This is a genomic window from Neoasaia chiangmaiensis (assembly GCF_002005465.1).
Lineage (GTDB): Bacteria > Pseudomonadota > Alphaproteobacteria > Acetobacterales > Acetobacteraceae > Neoasaia > Neoasaia chiangmaiensis.
Map to the genome: position 1 here is coordinate 2,164,698 of NZ_CP014691.1, position 17,019 is coordinate 2,181,716.

General features: G+C 63.4%; 20 protein-coding genes. All 20 read left to right on the forward strand.

Features of this window, described 5'->3' with window-relative positions; translation table 11 throughout:
- The first annotated feature begins 4 nt into the window (after positions 1–4).
- The 20 genes from A0U93_RS10475 to A0U93_RS10570 all read left to right on the forward strand — a co-directional run bounded on the left by A0U93_RS10475 (position 5) and on the right by A0U93_RS10570 (position 16,983).
- Entirely contained in the window at positions 5–388 is a 384-nt protein-coding gene (locus tag A0U93_RS10475) for a phage tail tube protein (RefSeq protein ID WP_077807292.1), read from the forward strand.
- Positions 388–1,050 carry a phage tail assembly protein gene (locus A0U93_RS10480; protein WP_077807293.1) on the forward strand — a complete coding sequence of 221 codons (663 nt, stop codon included), beginning with the start codon at positions 388–390 and terminating at the stop codon, positions 1,048–1,050. Before A0U93_RS10475 ends, A0U93_RS10480 begins: the two co-directional genes overlap by 1 nt.
- A 117-nt stretch (positions 1,051–1,167) precedes the next feature.
- A complete protein-coding gene (locus A0U93_RS10485; RefSeq protein ID WP_077807294.1) occupies positions 1,168–3,057 on the forward strand; it encodes a phage tail tip lysozyme in 1,890 nt (629 codons plus the stop codon).
- Positions 3,058–3,059: 2 nt separating this feature from the next.
- On the forward strand, positions 3,060–4,358 hold the full coding sequence (locus tag A0U93_RS10490; protein WP_077807295.1) for a DNA circularization protein: 1,299 nt from the start codon (positions 3,060–3,062) through the stop codon (positions 4,356–4,358).
- A complete protein-coding gene (locus A0U93_RS10495) occupies positions 4,355–5,500 on the forward strand; it encodes a phage baseplate assembly protein (RefSeq protein WP_077807296.1) in 1,146 nt (381 codons plus the stop codon). The genes A0U93_RS10490 and A0U93_RS10495 overlap by 4 nt, the downstream gene beginning before the upstream one ends.
- 8 nt (positions 5,501–5,508) lie before the next feature.
- Positions 5,509–6,006: a phage baseplate assembly protein domain-containing protein gene (locus A0U93_RS10500; RefSeq protein WP_077807297.1), complete on the forward strand. Its 498-nt coding sequence runs from the start codon at positions 5,509–5,511 to the stop codon at positions 6,004–6,006.
- Positions 6,007–6,016: 10 nt separating this feature from the next.
- The gene (locus A0U93_RS10505) at positions 6,017–6,514 is read left to right on the forward strand and encodes a phage GP46 family protein (protein WP_077807298.1); all 498 of its coding nucleotides are present in this window, start codon (positions 6,017–6,019) and stop codon (positions 6,512–6,514) included.
- Positions 6,515–7,630, forward strand: coding sequence for a baseplate J/gp47 family protein (locus A0U93_RS10510; RefSeq protein ID WP_077807299.1), 1,116 nt, complete (start codon positions 6,515–6,517; stop codon positions 7,628–7,630).
- Between the two features lie 3 nt (positions 7,631–7,633).
- Complete coding sequence (locus A0U93_RS10515) at positions 7,634–8,287, forward strand: YmfQ family protein (protein WP_077807300.1); 654 nt, start codon at positions 7,634–7,636, stop codon at positions 8,285–8,287.
- Positions 8,284–9,954 (forward strand): hypothetical protein, encoded by a 1,671-nt coding sequence (locus tag A0U93_RS10520; RefSeq protein ID WP_077807301.1) that lies wholly within the window; start codon positions 8,284–8,286, stop codon positions 9,952–9,954. Before A0U93_RS10515 ends, A0U93_RS10520 begins: the two co-directional genes overlap by 4 nt.
- A complete protein-coding gene (locus A0U93_RS10525; protein ID WP_077807302.1) occupies positions 9,951–10,277 on the forward strand; it encodes a hypothetical protein in 327 nt (108 codons plus the stop codon). The genes A0U93_RS10520 and A0U93_RS10525 overlap by 4 nt, the downstream gene beginning before the upstream one ends.
- A 13-nt stretch (positions 10,278–10,290) precedes the next feature.
- Positions 10,291–10,665 carry a hypothetical protein gene (locus A0U93_RS10530; protein ID WP_077807303.1) on the forward strand — a complete coding sequence of 125 codons (375 nt, stop codon included), beginning with the start codon at positions 10,291–10,293 and terminating at the stop codon, positions 10,663–10,665.
- A gap of 12 nt (positions 10,666–10,677) precedes the next feature.
- Entirely contained in the window at positions 10,678–11,631 is a 954-nt protein-coding gene (locus tag A0U93_RS10535) for a hypothetical protein (protein WP_077807304.1), read from the forward strand.
- The gene (locus tag A0U93_RS10540) at positions 11,628–12,149 is read left to right on the forward strand and encodes a phage fiber-tail adaptor protein (RefSeq protein ID WP_077807305.1); all 522 of its coding nucleotides are present in this window, start codon (positions 11,628–11,630) and stop codon (positions 12,147–12,149) included. Before A0U93_RS10535 ends, A0U93_RS10540 begins: the two co-directional genes overlap by 4 nt.
- A 6-nt stretch (positions 12,150–12,155) precedes the next feature.
- Complete coding sequence (locus tag A0U93_RS10545) at positions 12,156–12,743, forward strand: hypothetical protein (RefSeq protein ID WP_077807306.1); 588 nt, start codon at positions 12,156–12,158, stop codon at positions 12,741–12,743.
- Positions 12,740–15,154 (forward strand): hypothetical protein, encoded by a 2,415-nt coding sequence (locus A0U93_RS10550; protein ID WP_077807307.1) that lies wholly within the window; start codon positions 12,740–12,742, stop codon positions 15,152–15,154. Before A0U93_RS10545 ends, A0U93_RS10550 begins: the two co-directional genes overlap by 4 nt.
- Positions 15,155–15,228: 74 nt before the next feature.
- The gene (locus A0U93_RS10555) at positions 15,229–15,645 is read left to right on the forward strand and encodes a hypothetical protein (RefSeq protein ID WP_077807308.1); all 417 of its coding nucleotides are present in this window, start codon (positions 15,229–15,231) and stop codon (positions 15,643–15,645) included.
- Between the two features lies 1 nt (position 15,646).
- Complete coding sequence (locus A0U93_RS10560; RefSeq protein WP_077807309.1) at positions 15,647–15,973, forward strand: hypothetical protein; 327 nt, start codon at positions 15,647–15,649, stop codon at positions 15,971–15,973.
- Positions 15,970–16,452: a hypothetical protein gene (locus A0U93_RS10565; protein ID WP_077807310.1), complete on the forward strand. Its 483-nt coding sequence runs from the start codon at positions 15,970–15,972 to the stop codon at positions 16,450–16,452. Before A0U93_RS10560 ends, A0U93_RS10565 begins: the two co-directional genes overlap by 4 nt.
- Positions 16,453–16,539: 87 nt before the next feature.
- Positions 16,540–16,983 carry a hypothetical protein gene (locus A0U93_RS10570; protein ID WP_077807311.1) on the forward strand — a complete coding sequence of 148 codons (444 nt, stop codon included), beginning with the start codon at positions 16,540–16,542 and terminating at the stop codon, positions 16,981–16,983.
- Positions 16,984–17,019 lie beyond the last annotated feature (36 nt).

Genomic DNA, 17,019 nt, shown 5'->3' on the forward strand with positions numbered 1-17,019 from the left:
GACCGTGTCCGGATCCGTTTATCGCGGGCCCCTCGCGGGCACCGCGACCTGCACCATCAATGGCGAGCCGTGGAGCATCGTCAGCGAATGCCAGTATCAGCCTTCGGGCGATGTCAACGAGACCCTGAAAGGGCAATCGGCGGTTGAAGGCTTCTCGGTCATGCCGCAGCAGGGCTTCGTCCAGATGACCCTGCGTGACCGGCGCGATCGCGACGTTTCGGCGTTTCAGGGCGCGTCGGGGCTGACCATCGTGATCGTCCAGGCCAATGGCAAGGTCGTCACCTGCACCAATGGGTGGCAGACCGAGGCGATCAATCTCAACACGCAGGAAGGCACGTTCGAGCTGCATGTCGAAAGCGACAGCGTGACCGTGGATGTGGTGTCCTGATGACCCAGCCGACTGATCAGGAACTGCTGGCGGCGCTGTCGCCGGTCGATGACGAGGTGAAGGAGGGCGTCGAGGAAGGCGTCTTCGTTCCCCCGAAACCGATCGAGACGAAGACGGGCCAGTTCACTGAACTTCGGCTGCATGAGCCGAGCGTCTTCGCCTTTCTTTGCGCAACGCAGGTGATCGGCAAGCGGGCGACACTCGAATCGGTCTACGATTCGCAGATCGATCTCGTGGCACGCGTCGCCGGCTGGCCCAAGACGGGGATTGAGCAGCTTGGATCCCGCCAGCTCGACGAAGCGATCGAATACGTCGTGAAATTCGAGCGTGACGCGCGCCGGGATCTGGACGAGACGCCGGATTTCTCCGAGCAGCTCATCCTGTCCTTCGATCCCCCGATCGATGGTGGTGGTCGGCAGCACGGCGAGATGATGCTGCGTGAGCCCGTCGTAGCGGAACGTCGCCGTTTCAAGGTGATTGAGGCCAAGATGACGGCCGAGGCCTCGTTCCGGGCCGAGATCAAGCTTGTCGAAGACGTGAGCGGCTGGCACCCGGCAGCGGTCATGCGACTGCCCATCAGCAAATTCGTCAAGGCGGCCGACTATCTCACCGGTTTTTTTACCTCTGGCCAGGCGATTGGGAGCAGCTCCCGGCTGACCTGAGCCAGATCTTCACCGGCTGGACGCGCGGCGACCAGGAAAGTCTGTCCGGCACGGCCATGATGGCGGCGGTCGCAGACGCACGCCGGATCGTCGAGCAGCGGCAGAAGGAAGCAAGGCGTGGGAACCGGCGTTAAGGTCGCGATCAGCGCGAAGGATCAAGCCAGCTCTGCGCTGGAAAGGATCAATACGCGCATCGCGCGGCTGCAGGAACCTGTCAGGCGGGCGCAGGCAGCGATGTCGCGTTTCGGCTCTCTGACCGGGCTCAATCGCCTCAGTGACGGCTTCTCGCGCGTCACACGCTCGGCGATGGGTTCGTATCGGGCGATTGGTCAGATCATTCCCGCGCTAAGCGCGATCACCAGCGTCGCCAGTATTGCCGGCGTTTTCAGCATGGCCCGTGCCTGGGGGCAGATGGGCACGAACCTGCGGACGTCGGCGCGTGCGATTGGCATGTCGCCTGCACGTCTGAAGTCGCTGCAGAACGCGACAGATCTGGCGGGTGGATCGGCCGAGGCAATGTCCGGCGCCCTGCAAGGCTTGTCGGAAACGCGGTGGCGGGCCGTCAACGGATACGCTCCAGAGGCGGTTGCGCAATTTAACGCGCTGGGCATCAGTCTTCAGGATCTGCACAAGCTGGCGCCTGAGCAGATGTTTGATCGAATTGCCAAGAAGCTGAGGGCTATCCGCGACCCGGCGGCTCGCACGATCGCGGCGACGCAGATTTTTGGCGGCGCGGCGCAGGGCTTGCTGCCGATCTTCCAGCAGACTGAGAAGGAATGGCTGGCGAACGTCGCGGCCGGCGAGAAAAACGCCGGGATGACGGACAAGAACGTCGAGGCGGCGGCCAATGCCGAGCGTTCATATCGAAGCCTGACGCAAGCGGCCGAGGGATTTCGAAACGAACTGGCTGAGGCGCTGAGCCCCGCCATTCTCCCCGTCATCCAGATGATGCGAGACTGGGTCGTTGCCAACCGAGACTGGATCAACACCAGTATCGCTCGGCATGTCCGCCAGCTTACGACCTGGCTGAAGAACGGCGGCTGGGCTGAGATCAAGAAAGATATCTTTGCCGTCGGAGACGCGCTTTTGCGCGTGCTTCATTTCATCGAGCGGCTGGACGATTCGCCTGCCTTCCGTCGGATATTAGGCGGTGGTGCCCCTGGGGCGGGTTCCTCTGAGTCTACCACGAGCTGGGGCGAATTTTTCGGCGGAACGGGCGCCATGCAGGGTGTGGGTGGCCCGTTGAATGCGCTGTATGAGCGCCGTCAACGCGCGCGCCTCGCCCAATTGCAGCTCGACCTTCGCGGCCCGCATTCTTCCGGCCCGTTGGGAAGCATCCGCAATTCCCACCTGCGTTCCGATCCGATTTTCTATCGAGACTATCAGTCTTTGAGGAAGCTGGGTCTGACGCCGGCACAGGCCTCCGGCATGGTGGCGAGTGAATATGCGGAAAGCGCCGGCAATGAGCGCGCCGTCAATGGCTCGCATTATGGTCTGTTCCAGTGGGATACTGAGCGTCAGGGCGATTACGCCGCGATGAACGGCGGCCGCAGCATTCTCGATGCGACGCATGACCAGCAGCTCAAATTCGCGGTCGATGAGCTCCGGACAACCCGTGGGGGTGCCGGGCGTCGCGTCCTGTCGGCGACAACGGCAGCCGATGCAGGACACGATTTCGCCTACTACGATGAGGTTCCCTACACCGACGAGGCGCGGCGGGAAGCCGAGTCGCAGCGCAGGGCGACCATTGCCAACCAGTTTTACGAGCGATTTGGCAATAACGATCGCTACGGCAGCAACTGGTTCGCCCGCGATCTCCATCAGGGTCTGTATGACCTCAAGGATATGGTTGGTGGTGGCCCGCAGAAACTGCGGGTCGAGGTTGCGCACACGAACGCACCGCCCGGTTCGTCCGTGCGCGTCACCGGCACCAGTTCTGGTCTGACGGTGCATAGCGTCAGTCAGCAGCGCGCCATGGATCCGATCAACACCGCCACAGGGAACTGAGCATGTCCGGAACGTTGACCCGCACGGCCGCTGAGTTCCTGCAGTGCTCGTTCCGAGGCGTCCCGTTCGCGGTGGTCGGTGGCGGCGGCTCGAACGGTCGGCGCCTGGCGTCGCATACCTACCCCTATCGGGACGGGATAGAGGTCGAGGACCTCGGCAAGGCCGCACGCTCATATCGAATCGCTGGCTTCGTGGTCGGTCCGTTCGCTTACGCGCAGCGTGACCTGCTGGTGACGGCAGCCGAGACGAAAGGCTCGGGCCTGCTGATGCATCCGACGATCGGTGTCGTGCAGGCGCATTGCGTTCGGTTCGAGTGGCGCGAGCGCGACGGTGTGAAGAACGTCGTCGATCTCGACTTCGAGTTCGTCGAAAAGACGAACTACCTCAGCAACATGATCCTCACGTCGCTGCATGCGGCGATCGGCGTCGCGGCGCTGGCGATGTCCGTTGCGGCGGCGTCCGATTATGCCTCGAATACCAGCGCATCGTTTGCCGAGGGAAGTTCGGTCAATCGGGCGGCGGTCGCCGTGGCATCCGGATGGTCGACCTCTGCGACGCAAGCAGCGAATTCGCCTCAGGCGTTGTCGTCTGCGGCATCGGTCTTGCCGGGTAACAACGGACGATACGCTGCCGGAAATGGTGGTCTGACGGATCCGAATGCGACGGAAGCATCTGTGATCGATGAGCTGACGGCCGATCGGGCGACGATTGCAGCGGCCGTTTCCAATGTGGCGGCTGCGAACGGCGCCTCGGAGATCGCCGCGGCGGTCTTCGCGCTGACGGAAGCGGTCCGGGCATCCCTCGCGGATCCGGGCGCGCAGATCGCCTTGTTGCTGCCGATGGTCGCTTGTGCGCCGGTCGTCACGACGTCCAGCGCGCCGATCGGTGCAGCGATCGCCACGGTTCAGACAGCCACGGCTGCACTGTGTCGTCAGGCGGCGCTGTATTCGATCGCGCAGGCCTGCTCGGACTGGACGCCGGCATCGTCGGACGACGCTCAGGCACTGTCCGCGCAGGTGGCGGCCCTGTTCGATGCGGAAGCAACGATCGCAGCGGATGCGGGCGACGATGCAACGTGGCAGGCGATGCGCGATTTGCAGGCGCAGGTGACGCAGGATCTTGCGAACCGGGCGGCGCGTCTGCCCGACATCGTGACGATCACGCGCAACGCGCCGCTGCCTGCCCTTCTGCTGGCGCAGCAGCTTTACGCCGATGCGACGCGCAGCGACGAGCTGATCCAGCGCGCCGATCCGATCCATCCGGCGTTCATGCCGACAGAATTCAAGGCATTGTCATCGTGAGTGGATTTATCAGCGAGCTGAAAAGCATTCTGGGCTGGGATGCCGCCACGTCGGAAGTCGCCTCGATCAAGGTGGGCGGCCAGATCATCAGCGGATGGACGTCGGTCGTGATCCGCTGTGGCGTGGACATCATGCCCTGGACAGCAGATTTCGGCATGACGTCGTATCAGCCAGCAGACGGCACGACCGTCGATATCACGTCGGGCGCGGACTGCGCGGTCTATATCGGCACGACGCTGGTGCTGACCGGCTATGTCGTGACCGTGGTCGAGGACCTCGACGGCGATAACCATACTCTCCAGATCTCGGTCGCCTCTAAGAGCATCGATCTTGTTGATTGCGCGGCCGAGTTCTCGACCTATCAGATGAACGGCACGAACGCTCTTGCGATCGCCCAGCGGGTCAGCGCGTTTGCCGGGATCAATGTCGCGTCGATCAACGGCGCGGGCAATATCGATGTCCAGCAGTTCTCGATCATCCTGACGGAAACAGCCTACGAGGTCATCGAACGCTTGAGCCGCCTTGCGGGTGTGCTCTTCTATGACCAGCCGGACGGCAGCATCGCCCTTTCGGGGGTCGGTAGCTCCCGATCGGCCTCCGGCTTCCAGATCGGGCGGAATGTCGAACGGTTCACGCGCGTGGACAGCCAGGCTGGGCGTTACTCCGACGTGACGGCCATCCTGGCCACCACCATCATGCTGTTCACGAAACCCGGCGACCAGGGTTATGTCGATCAGATGAAGGCGCTGACGGCCGGGCCGGTTGCAAAGGATCCCGGCGTCACGCGACCGCGTCACATGCTGATCCCGGTCGAGCTCGGCGATCCAGGTCTGTCGCTGCCGATCACCACGAAGCGAGTGCAGTGGGAAGTGGCGCGGCGTTACGGTCGGTCGCAGCCCGTCAATGTGACGTGCGACAGCTGGCGCGACACGGAAGGCAAGCTTTGGCAGCCGAACATGGTGGCCCCTGTCACCACGCGCTCCGGGCGTTCGGTCGATCTTGTCATTGGCGAGCTGACTTTCCGTCAGGATGACAACGGCACGCACGCAGACGCTGTGCTGATGCCGAAGGAAGCCTTCCTGCCGGAACCGATAATCCTGCCGTTCCAGCAGAATGAGGGCATTGCCGCGCTCAGCAGTTAGGATTTTCCATGTCCATGGTCATGACGCGCCTGGCGCGGCGCATTTCGATGGCGCTCGGCATCGGGCGCCAGACGGCGGACACGAACGAATCCACTAGCACACCGACCGTGCAGGTCGCCCTGAATGGCGGTGAGCTGCGGTCAGATGTGCCGATGGTGCAGCTCTACGGCTTTGCCAGCCGATCGGTGCCGGGTTCGGATGTCATCGTCGTCTTCCAGGACGGTGACCGCTCGCGTGGCGTGGCGGTCGCAACCGGCGATCAGCGCAACCGGCCGACAGATCTCCAGCCGGGCGAGGTCTGCGTGTTTCATCCGCAAACCGGCAGCCGGATCTGGATGAAAGCAGACGGCTCCATTGCGATCGTGCCGCATAACGGACAGGCGCTGCTGGACGGCACCCTGACCGTCACGAAGGACGTCATTGCGAACGGTGTTTCGCTCGTGAACCATCTGACCAGCGACGTGCAGCCGGGATCCGGCCAGTCTGGACCGCCCGTCGCCACCTGAACGGAACATCATGGATATCGCGATTACTTGGAACGTGCGCGAGTGTCGCGGCGACTGGTCCATCGTGTCGAGCGATCTGGCGCTGGATAATCCGTTGCGTACGGCAGTCATGGTCAGCTTGTTCACGGATCGCGTAGCGCCCGAGCAGCCATCATCCGGCGATCAGGCGGTTGGCATCGCGGCGCCGGGCAATGCGGCCAACAGCGGGATGAGCGATCGGCGAGGGTGGTGGGGTGATGCTTACGCGGATCTGCCGATTGGCTCGCGTCTCTGGCAGCTGCGCCGCGCGATCAAATCCGGGGATCACGCCATTCCATTAGAACTCGAAGCGATCTGCCGCGAGGCCCTGCAATGGCTGATCGATGACGGCGTGGCCAGCGGGGTGACCGTGAATGCGGCATGGAGCGCGCTCAGCAGCAGCACTGTCGAGTTTGCCGTGACGATCGCCGAGCCGACCGGCTCGACACAGACATTCTATTATTCCTGGGCTTGGGAGGGCCTGACCTGAATGGCCTACCAGCGTCCGACTCTCGCCCAGCTGCGGCAGCAGGCCCTGCAGGACGTGCTCAACGGTGGCATCCCGAATGTGGTCGCCGTGTTGCGCTTCTCGGTTCTCTACGTGTTGTGCATGGTTTTGGCTGGGCTGGCGAACCTGCATTATGGCTACCTCGACTGGATTGCCAGGCAGGCGGTGCCGTGGACAGCCACCGGTATATTCCTTGAGGGATGGGCGGCTCTCAAGGGAAAGACTCGCCAGGCCGCCACGGCGGCCAGCGGATCCGTGACATTCGTCGCCAGCGGGACGGATGTCATTCCGCCCGGCACGACAGTCCAGATCACCGGGGGGCTGTCCGCGACCACGACCGCCGACAGCGTCACGGCAAACGGCAGCACTGTTGCCGCCTGCACGATGGGCGCGACAGGCGCGGCCGGTAATCTTGCGGTCGGCGCTGTGGCCACGCTGGGTAGCCCCGTGCCGGGTGTGCAGAGCGTGGGCGTCGTCAGCGCGCCGTTTACCGGCGGCGCCGATATCGAAACGGACGACAGCCTGCGCAACCGGATGCTGGATGCCTTTGCGGAAGGCGGACAGAACGGGGCGGCGGACGACTATGAGGGATGGGCTCTCGATGTCCCCGGCGTGACGCGTGTCTGGGTCAATCCGCTCGGATTCGGTGCGGGAACGGTCGTTGTCTATATCATGCTCGATAATGCCGAAGCCGCCAATGGCGGGTTCCCACAAGGAACAGACGGCACCGCGAGCAAGGACCCGCGCTATGTGACGGCATCAGGCGACCAGCTTACGGTCGCCGATGCGATCTACGCCGTGCGTCCGGTCACGGCACTCGTCATTGTCTGTGCGCCGGTCGCCCAGCCGGTCAACTTCACGATCTCCAGTCTCGGCAGCAACAATACATCGGCGACGCAAGCCCTGATTACTGACGCACTGGCGGACATGTTTACGCGGTTGTCATCACCTGGAGGGACGATCTACCCCAATCAGTGGAACGAGGCGATTGCGGCGCTTGGCTTGTCGCAGTTCAATGTGTCTTCGCCATCAGGGCCGGTTACTGGCGTGAACGCGGGCGCCATGCCTACGCTCGGCACTGTCCAGTGTTCGGCGTAGCGCGTGAGCAATATCACGTTCTCGGCGGAGGCGTTCCGTCAGGCGTTGCTGCGGTTGCTGCCCTCCGGCGCAATCTGGTCGCGCGATCCCGATGCCCTGCCGAGCCGGCTTGCCGGCGTCTGGGGCAGGACCTTCTTTCGTAATGGCGCGCGTGCCGCCAACCTCCTGACCGACGCTTTCCCGGCGACTGCCGTGGAGCTGTTGCCGGAATGGGAGGCTTCTCTCGGCCTGCCTGATCCGTGCGCGGGCACCGATCCAACGATCGCATCGCGTCAACGCCAGGTCGTCACGCGGCTGACCGACAGTGGCGGTTCCTCGATCGCCTATTTCACGGCTTTCGCGGCATCGCTGGGCTACGACATCACGATCACCGAATTCGTGCCGGCGCGTGTCGACATCATGACGGTCGAGGAACCGCTCTACGACGAATCGTGGGCGTATGCCTGGCAGGTCAATGCCCCGGCGAGCGTGGTCAGCTATTTCGAAGTCGATCAGTCCTATGTCGAAGAGCCGCTCGCCAGCTGGGGCAGCTCCGCGCTGGAGTGCGAGCTCCGTGCGCGTGTGCCTGCGCACACCATCATCATCTTTTCGTATTCGGGCCAAGGGGCCGTCGGCATCTGGGATGCCGGGATTTGGGGCAGGGACAGCTGGGGATGACACTTGCTGTAGGACAGCCGATCGAACTGTCGGACGTGCAGAGCCTGGTCAACGGCCGGCTGTCGCCGACGGGCGTGGGCTCGGGGCTGCTGTTCACCGTCACCGGCGCGCCATCGGCGGCGACCGGCTACGAGATCGTCGCCGACGAGCATCTGATGCGCGCCTATGGCGCCACCTTCGACGGCAGCCACGACGATTCCGGGGCCATTCAGGCGATCATCAACGCGTCCCGCACGCTGACACCGGCGCCGATCGCGCTGCCGACCATCCTGTTCCGGTTTCCGGCATGCGGCAGCCTGATCGCCAACCGGATCACCAGCGGCGCGCATAACATCTCGATCACCGGGGCCGGGCAGCAGAACACCGTTCTGGAAATGATTTCGGGCGGTGCCGGCGGATGGCAACATGGCACACAGTCGGCACCGGCAACCGGCTATTTCCAGTTCTCCAATGCGATGCTGCAGGACGGCAATCCGCATGGTTCGGGCTCTATCGGTATCGAGATCAACGCCGCGCCGAGCAACTTTCCGAATTGCCTGACCACCACGGATTTCACGCTGTTCAAGTGGGCACGCCCGATGGTCGTGCGTAACGTGCCGCGAGGATGGGAGTGCCGAAACGGCTGTTTCTTCGGCCCGGATTACTCCGTCCAGCAGTATGGTGCGATCGACGTCGTCAGCAACAACACCGGGCATGGCTGCTTCAGCTACACCTTCGCCAACGTCATGACCGTCAACTACTTCTGGGGGTGGCGTTACAATGTGGCGTGGCAGCTGGAAGGGCAGGTCTTCTATTCCTGCCGTTCCTATTCCGGATGGGGCATGGTGCAGGCGAATGTCAGTCCGTCAGCTCTGGGGTCGGACATCGCGGATTACCAGTCGCCGCTATGGTACTTCACCGATTGTGACTGGCAGGGCTACGGCTACGGCTACGATCTGAAGAACGTGCGCAACGTCCGCATCCGCGGCGGCTATCTGATCAGCAATGCGCTGGACAACACCAGTGGCTCGGTCCTTCCGCCTGCGCCGGGCGACACGACGAACACGCCACGCACACGTCGTGCCTATGTATCGCTGATCGACTGCGCCGATGTCGTCAGCGACGGCCTGTGCTGCGATTTTTCCGACGCCAACGGCGGCGACACGTCAATCTTCTATACCGACAACAAGACGAATGGCGCCCGGTTTCGCGGGACGTCGTTTCTTGCCGCGACGAATCCCTACACTGCCTTCGAATACCAGGCAGGGGGCACCAGCAATCGGGCAGGCGATTTCGATTCCGTCTTCCTGCTCTGGCCTTCGGGTGTCCAGCGGGTGCAGGACGGCAGCAACAACCAGATGGTCCAGTCGTTGCTGCGGCCGCTTGCCGGACAAGGAATTCACGCGGACGTTAATGAAAACGGCACGATGACCGTTGCCACGGTGGCCATGAACCAGGTCATCGACAGCAACGGCAATATTGCTGTGCCCTTCCCGACGCGTTCGAACGGTGCGCCGTTTTTCCAGAGTCCCTCGGGCCCGACCGTCACGCACGATCAGCAGAACGCGCTCGTGCAGGTCGGTTACGGCTCGCAGGTGTCGGTCACCAATACCGGATTCGTGCTGAACTTCGGCAAGTCGTCGGCCGGGACCCAAATGAATATTCCCTACATCGCAAAAGGTGAATGATGGCGCTTGAAAAGAACGTCACGGACCCGGTCACGGGCGTCAGCGCCAGCTACTGGGCGATCCGTGAGGACAAGATCATGGGGGCACCGGTCAACCGGCGTCAGGTCTGGCTGGGCGGCTATGACGGATCCGCGGCGGTGGGCATCAGCCCCGCGCGTCTGAACCTCTGGTTTCAGTTCGCGGCGTCCGATCTCGGTGTGTCCGACGTCTCGGAGGCCAGCTGGGCCCAGATTTATGCCGCGATCCTCGCCCTCGCCAATGCGGCGTCCGACAACGCCGTCAGCCTCGATGTCAGCGCCCTTGCGGGCGCGCAGACCGTATAAGGAGCCCGTTCTCATGGGACTGCTCAAAGATGTCTCGGTGACCAATGGGACGCGTCGGCGCCTCCAGCGGGCAGACACGGCCCCGCCGCCTTTCCCGACAGCGACCTACTGGCGCATCCACGCCGTCACGGTCGAGCATGGCACCACGCCGCGCGTGTCGATCGCCATGTCCGGCTACACGGACAAGGAGGCCAGCGATCGTGGTGACCCATGGTGCGCCGGCCGCAAATTCATGTTTTCCGCGGAGGATCTTGGGCAGGCGGATCTGCATACGCTCAGCACGGCGGTGCTCTATCGCGCCATCGTTCGCAAAATCAACGCCGCGCCGGAGGGCGACATGACGCCGGCTGTGGCACGTGATGCGCTGTTCGGCGCGACGGCGGCATAAGGAGAGCGCTTCATGTTCCTCAATGACGAACCGAGCAGTGTTGCCGACATGCCGGCGATGCCGGCGGCAACCGGCAATACGCCCGGCTGGTTCACGGGCGGCAACCCTGCCTCCGGACAGGGGCCATCGCTTGTCCGATTCTGGCACGTCAATCAGCTCTTCGCGGAATTCAAGGCGTTTCTCGATGCGGCCGGGATTGCGCCGCAGAAAGGCGCTCTCAATCAGGTTCTGACGGCGTGTCAGCAGATGTTCGCACCGGCCAGCGCCGTTCAGGGGCGCCTCCTGCGTACGCAGATCTTCAACGGCGGAACCGGCTTCGTGTCTCTCCTTTCGACGACGCGTCTGATCCGCCTGTCCATGGCGGCTGGTGGTGGTGCCGGCGGCGGCGTGGACGCCAGTCAGAGCAATGGTGCCTGCGCTGGCTCGGCGGGTGCAGCCGGTGCGGAGATCGTGGCCGATATCCTGGTATCGGCATTTGCCAATACGTCGGCGATTCCTTTCATCATCGGAACGGGCGGCGTTGGGCAGTCCGCCGCCAACGGGACGAATGGCGGTGCAACATCGTTCGGTTCATCCACATCGGGGCCGTATTTCTCTTGCGGAGGCGGCAACGGCGGCGTCAAGGGCGGCAATGTCGGTCCGGGCACGTCGGGGCAGACAGGGCAATCGATCGGCGGGCAGCCGACGATCACGAACTGGAGCGGCACCACCCGGCGCGCGAAGTGGGGCATTAACGGTCCGAACGGACTGGTCATGGCCAATAGCGGCAATGCGGCTGGCGTTGCTTTGTCCGGCATCGGGGCGCCCAGCTCTTTTGCATCGGGCGGCTTCAATACACGTAACGGCGTCGGCTCGAATGCCACCGGCTACGCGGCCGGCGGCGGCGCTGCGGCATCTTTGGACGGTAACGCGTATGCCGGCGGCAACGGAGGCGGGGGCATTCTGATCGTCGATGAATACTCGTGAGCGCGGTGCCGTTCAGCGGATGGACGGTGGCGCCGTCGCGCACTCTTCCGCTCGCCGCGCCAAGCCAGCGCCCGCTGGTCGGATTGCGTCAGGCGGCGCTTTCGCTTGTTTGGATACCGAAAGCGCCGACCGATCTGCTGGATTTCGCGCTAGATCCCACGGACTGGCTTGCCGATAGTGGCGATATGCTGAGCAGTATGCAGGTCGTGCTACCAGCTGCGCAGATCATGGGGGATCTGGTGGCGCTGTGGGCGGGACCGCTGAATGGGATGGCCGCTGTCTTTTTGGCCGGGGGCCAGCCGGGCACGAACGTCACGATCGCCGTGCAGATCGAGACGGCGGCGGGGCGTCGCCATACCGAGCAGGTTTCAGTGCAGATCAATGCGGCGACCAGTGCGGGTGCGGTCGCGAGCGCGCCAATCCTGTCGGGTGGCTATGGCATCGCGCCCAATCTGCTTCGTCTGGCCGATGGCACGTTTCTGACCGATGCCGCCGGTCGCCCCTTTGCAATATCGTGAGATGACATGTCCGGAAGCACGACGACGAACACAGGCGGCGCGACCGCCACCGTGCCGGGCGGCACGGCATTTTCCGCTCTTCCACAACAATCGACGCCACCCAGCTCAGGCGATGGCTTTCTGGGTGTGTTTGGCGGTCAGTTCCAGTTTCTGACGGCTGAGCAGGCCTGGGCGGGTGCGGTGCCGATCGCGGGTGGGGTGTCCCTGACAGGGTCGCTCGGTGGCATAGCGCCAACTGCTCCAGCCCATCTGACGACCAAGGCTTATGTCGATACGGCGATTGCCAGCGTGACTGGCGCAGTATCACAGGCTGCTGGCCAGGCGCAGGTCTCCGCCACGAACGCTGCCAACGCCGCGGAAGGGGCTGCCAATGCCGCGACACTGGCGGTGACGGCCAAGATCGGCAAGGCGGGCGGCGCGGCGGCCTTGTCGCCGGACGGCAATCTCATGCTCGGGACGGTTGAGTTCCTTGGCGTATCGTCCAGCGGCCTGCCGCTTCTCATTATCGATGTGCCGGACTCGGATCCGGGCGTGGCGAACGCGCTCTGGAGCAACGGTGGGGCACTGTGGCTATCGCCTGGAGCATCTACATGATCGGCAAAACCCTGCGGTTTCTGATGGCGGCTTCGGCCGCCTTTTTTGTGCCTCCTGCCATGGCCGCGCCGGGCATCCTGGCGCAGGCGACCAGCGCCGCGCAGTCTCTTGGGCGCTATGCGCCGATGAAGCCGCCGGGTGGGCTTGATCTGGCCACGCCGCTGGGTGGTGCAACCGGTCCAGCCCTCCAGGCGTTGGTTCAGACGGTAAATAATTCAGCCCAGCTGGATGCGAATCAGAACGTGACGAATCCGCTTCTTTCGACGCAGGCTCAGATCAACGTCAACGGCTCGGCGTATTCGCAGATGGCGTCGGGCGATCTGTCGGCGATCGGCGGCGGATACGACGTGTCGTTCATCGGCGGGATCGCGGCCCAGACCTTGCCGGGTTCGCCTTATGGTTCCGGTTATGCGCAGCCGGGACACTTGATTATCACCGGCAATCCGTCCGGTCCCTATGACGCCGGTTGCGTGCTCTGCCTTGGAGAAGACCCAACCGTTCATCCAGGCATGCCGATCTCCGGCCAGGACTATCGCGGCGGTTTCGTCTCGACGCATGACGCCGTGCAGTTCGAGCAGGTGCCGACGAACGCCATGGCGCGCATGATCCTGGCTGTCGATCACTACACCGCGACAGCCGTCGTGCTGAAAACCGCCCTGACGGCGGCCCAGATCGCACAGATCCATTCGGGCATGTATATCGTCACCAACTCGGTGCCGGGCGGGGCCACGCAGACCGCGATCGGCGATGCCAGCCTGAACGGTGCGCTTCCTTCGTTCCAGAATTATGCCGGAAACGTGCAAAGCGTTTCGGAGGGCGGCACGACAATCAACGTTTATGGCTGGGCGCAGGAGCAGCAGCAGGGTGGCGCGGTGCCGAGCACATCGTCGCTCGATACGGTCTGGGACCCGGCCACGACATCGGCGGTCGTCTATCTCGGCATGCCGAACAAGACCTTCGGCCAGAACGTCTACATGACTTACGACGGCAGCCGCGGCGGTCAGGGCGGCAGTGCCGCCACGTCCCTGATCCATCAGATGGAGTGGAACGAGGTCGATGAGATCGTCAACAACACCGCCAGGGACCGGGAGGTCAGCGTCCACGGCCTGACACTGACGACGAACGCGAGCGGCCCGAACCAACTGACATCGGACAGCTATCATCTCAAGCTGGCGGGCGGCCAGCAGAACTATATCATAATGCAGCCGCAGTGGTGGACGACGCTGATTAGCGGCGACAACCTGTATGTCGGCCAGCCGCAGGGACCGGCGCTGACGGCCAATACAAGTTCTGTCCTGTTCCAGGTGGCGCAGTCCACGAACACCGGGAGCGCGACATGGGCGTCCCACCACATGATCCGGCTGATGGCGTGGAACAAACGTAACACCGCAGACGATGGGACGAGCTATACCAATATTACGACGAACCTCGGCGTGGGCGTCGATGGCACAGCCAGCACCGTGCCAAGCCAGATACAGGGACACCTTGAGTTCACGCCGGCCGCCAACCCCTACGGGCTGTCAATCTGCTCGAGCGGGCAAAGCGGCGCGACGTGCAGCATCCAGCTCGATAACTATGGCAACCCCAACGTCATCCAGCAACTCAACCTCACAAAAGGCGGCTGGCTTAACTTCGCCGACAAGTACGGCAACGAAGGCGGCTGGATACAGCCGCCAAATGGTTCGGATACGACCGGGGCGACGCCTGTCAATGAGGTGGATGTTCACTTCCCGGCGGATAACGGTCTGCTCAACATTCTCGGCACCGCAAGGACATACGCGCTATCGGTAAGCGCGGCCGCGTATAATCCAGCCACGACAAGCGGTTCTACCACGACAGCGGCGTCGGTGTCCGGCCAAGGCACCTACCAGACGTGGAACCAACTGCACTCCGGTTCAGCCAACACGGAAATCATCAACATCGCCCCGAGCGGTGTCACCGGGGGATTTTCATTCTATGCCGTCAACTCCGGCGTGGACCCCACGGCAGCCACGGCCCTGTTGAGCATGTCAGCACAGAACGCGCGTTTCAGCACGGATGTGTTCGTCGGCAACGGCAAGGCGATCCATCTGCCGGATGCGCAAGGTGGCGACGTTTACATCTACAATGACGGGGAAAGCACGGTTGGGTTTGGTGCCGTCAAGCTGCAATTTGGCTCGGATGCTTCCGTGAGCGCCAACGGCACACAATGGAATTTCGCCGGGCCGATTGCCGTGCCGGAAACAGAGGTATCCGGAGCCGTCCAGACACTGTCCCAGATCAAGGCCGCAACGCACTTCGAGGGCGACGAGGTGTGGTGCCACGATTGCCTCAACAGCGGACAGGCGACCGGCAAAGGAACGGGACGGAAGGTCTGGCGGGATAGCGCCGGAACGTGGCGCACCGGAGATGGCGCGGTAGCCGCGAACTGACATCCAGCCGCCCCATCCGGGCGGCTTTTTCATATCTGGAGGATCGCCATGCGCGACCTGATCGGGTGCGCGGCATGATCCGGCGCGCTCAGGAATATCTGCGTCTCATCATCCGACGCGAGCACTGGTGGGCCGAAGCATGGTCCGCGATCGCGCTCCTGACCTTCGGGCTGGTATCGTTGCGCCGAACGCATGACGCGTTGCATGCGACACCCTCGACCCACAGCTTCTTCATCCTCATGCCCAACGGCCTGTGGCAATGCCTGTTGATCCTGGGGGGCGCCTATCAGCTCGCGGCGCTGTCGTTCGAGACGCGCTGGTGGCGTTGGTGGCGCGGCAGTGCTGCGGCCCTGGCGGCCTTCTTCTCGGCATGGGTCGCCGTCAGCCAGGTCATCTACACCTTCGGCTTCAACCCGATCGTTCTCTATGTCGTGGCCTGGTGCGGCGTGAACCTGTTCGCTCTCAGTCGCGCCTTCGGAGGGCTCCGATGACATGTCGTTTCTCTCCGAACTGTGGCCTTCGCTCCAGCCCTATGTAGCGCAACATCCGTGGCTGGCGCCGGTCATCGCGGGCTGCCTTGTCTGCTCTTTCGTCCTGCGGGGACTTTCTGTCGCCTGGGCACAGTATCGAAACCAGCAGCATCAGGCCGAGGAATTCGACCACACGCAGCAAATGGACCTGCTGAGAGCGCTGCGCGACCAGCGCGACGCCGCCATGCGGGACCTGACCAGCGAACGCAAGGCCCACGAAGCGACACGCCGCCGCGCCGACCAGGCCGAGGATGCACTGCGCGCCTTCCAAGCGAGAACGCCATCATGAACTACCCGATCATCGTCGGTCAGGTGAAGCACCAGTGGGTCATTCCGACCCTGGGGCGCCTGCCGGCCTACCTGAACTCACTGTCCTCGACCAACCTCGTGACTGGCACCGGTGCCGACGAAAGCCAGTGGTTCCAGTATGTGAACCAGAACGGCGGTCCTGCGCTCGGTCCCTGGAACATGGAGCCCGACACGCACGATGACTGCTGGCGCAACTTCATCCGCTACCGGCCCGACATCCAGAAGGCGCTGAACGAGATCCTTGGCGGCTCGACGCCGGATGCCGGGCTGATGTCGTTCCGGATGGATTATGCGATCGCCATGTGCCGGGTGAAATATTTCCGCTCGCCGCTGGCCCTGCCGGCCGCAGGAGATGCCGCAGGGCTGAGCCGGTATCACAAGGTCGCCTACAACTCGTCCCTCGGCGCGGCCGATCCGGTCGCTGACCTACCTTACTACCAGGCTGCCATCGCCGCTTGACGGCGCGCCTTTGGGCGCTGATCAGGCGCCGCATCCTGCTTCGCCGCCTGATGGGCTGGCATTCCCGATAAGAGGAAATCTAGAAACATGGACCCGACGCAAATTGCGACGGATGCGGGCCTGCCGCAGCTCGTCACCTACATCCTACAATATGCCGTCGGTGTCGGCTGGCTACCGGCGAAGACGATGGCCGCGATCGTCTCGCTTTATGCGTCCCTCGTGACCATCGCGACTCATATCGGCCCGTATCTCAACCCGCCACCAGCGCAGCGTCCAGCCTGGACCGTGACCGGATCCTCAAAGCTGGTGCGATTCGGCGCGCGAGTCGGATGCGCTCTGCGCCTGGCGTTCTGGTGGGCTTGGCTCGTTCTCTACCGGGTTGTCACCTTCCTGCGCCGCGATGTGAAGGCGACAGCCAATGTCCGGCAGATCGGCCGCAGTGCCGCGATGGTGCCGGTCGACAAGCGCGGATCCGCACGAAGCGAGATTGCAGACAGCCTCGGCATCCCGCGAGACCAGACCAAGCCCTGAACCGCGACTTGCGATTTGGCGCAAGTTCGCACGCTG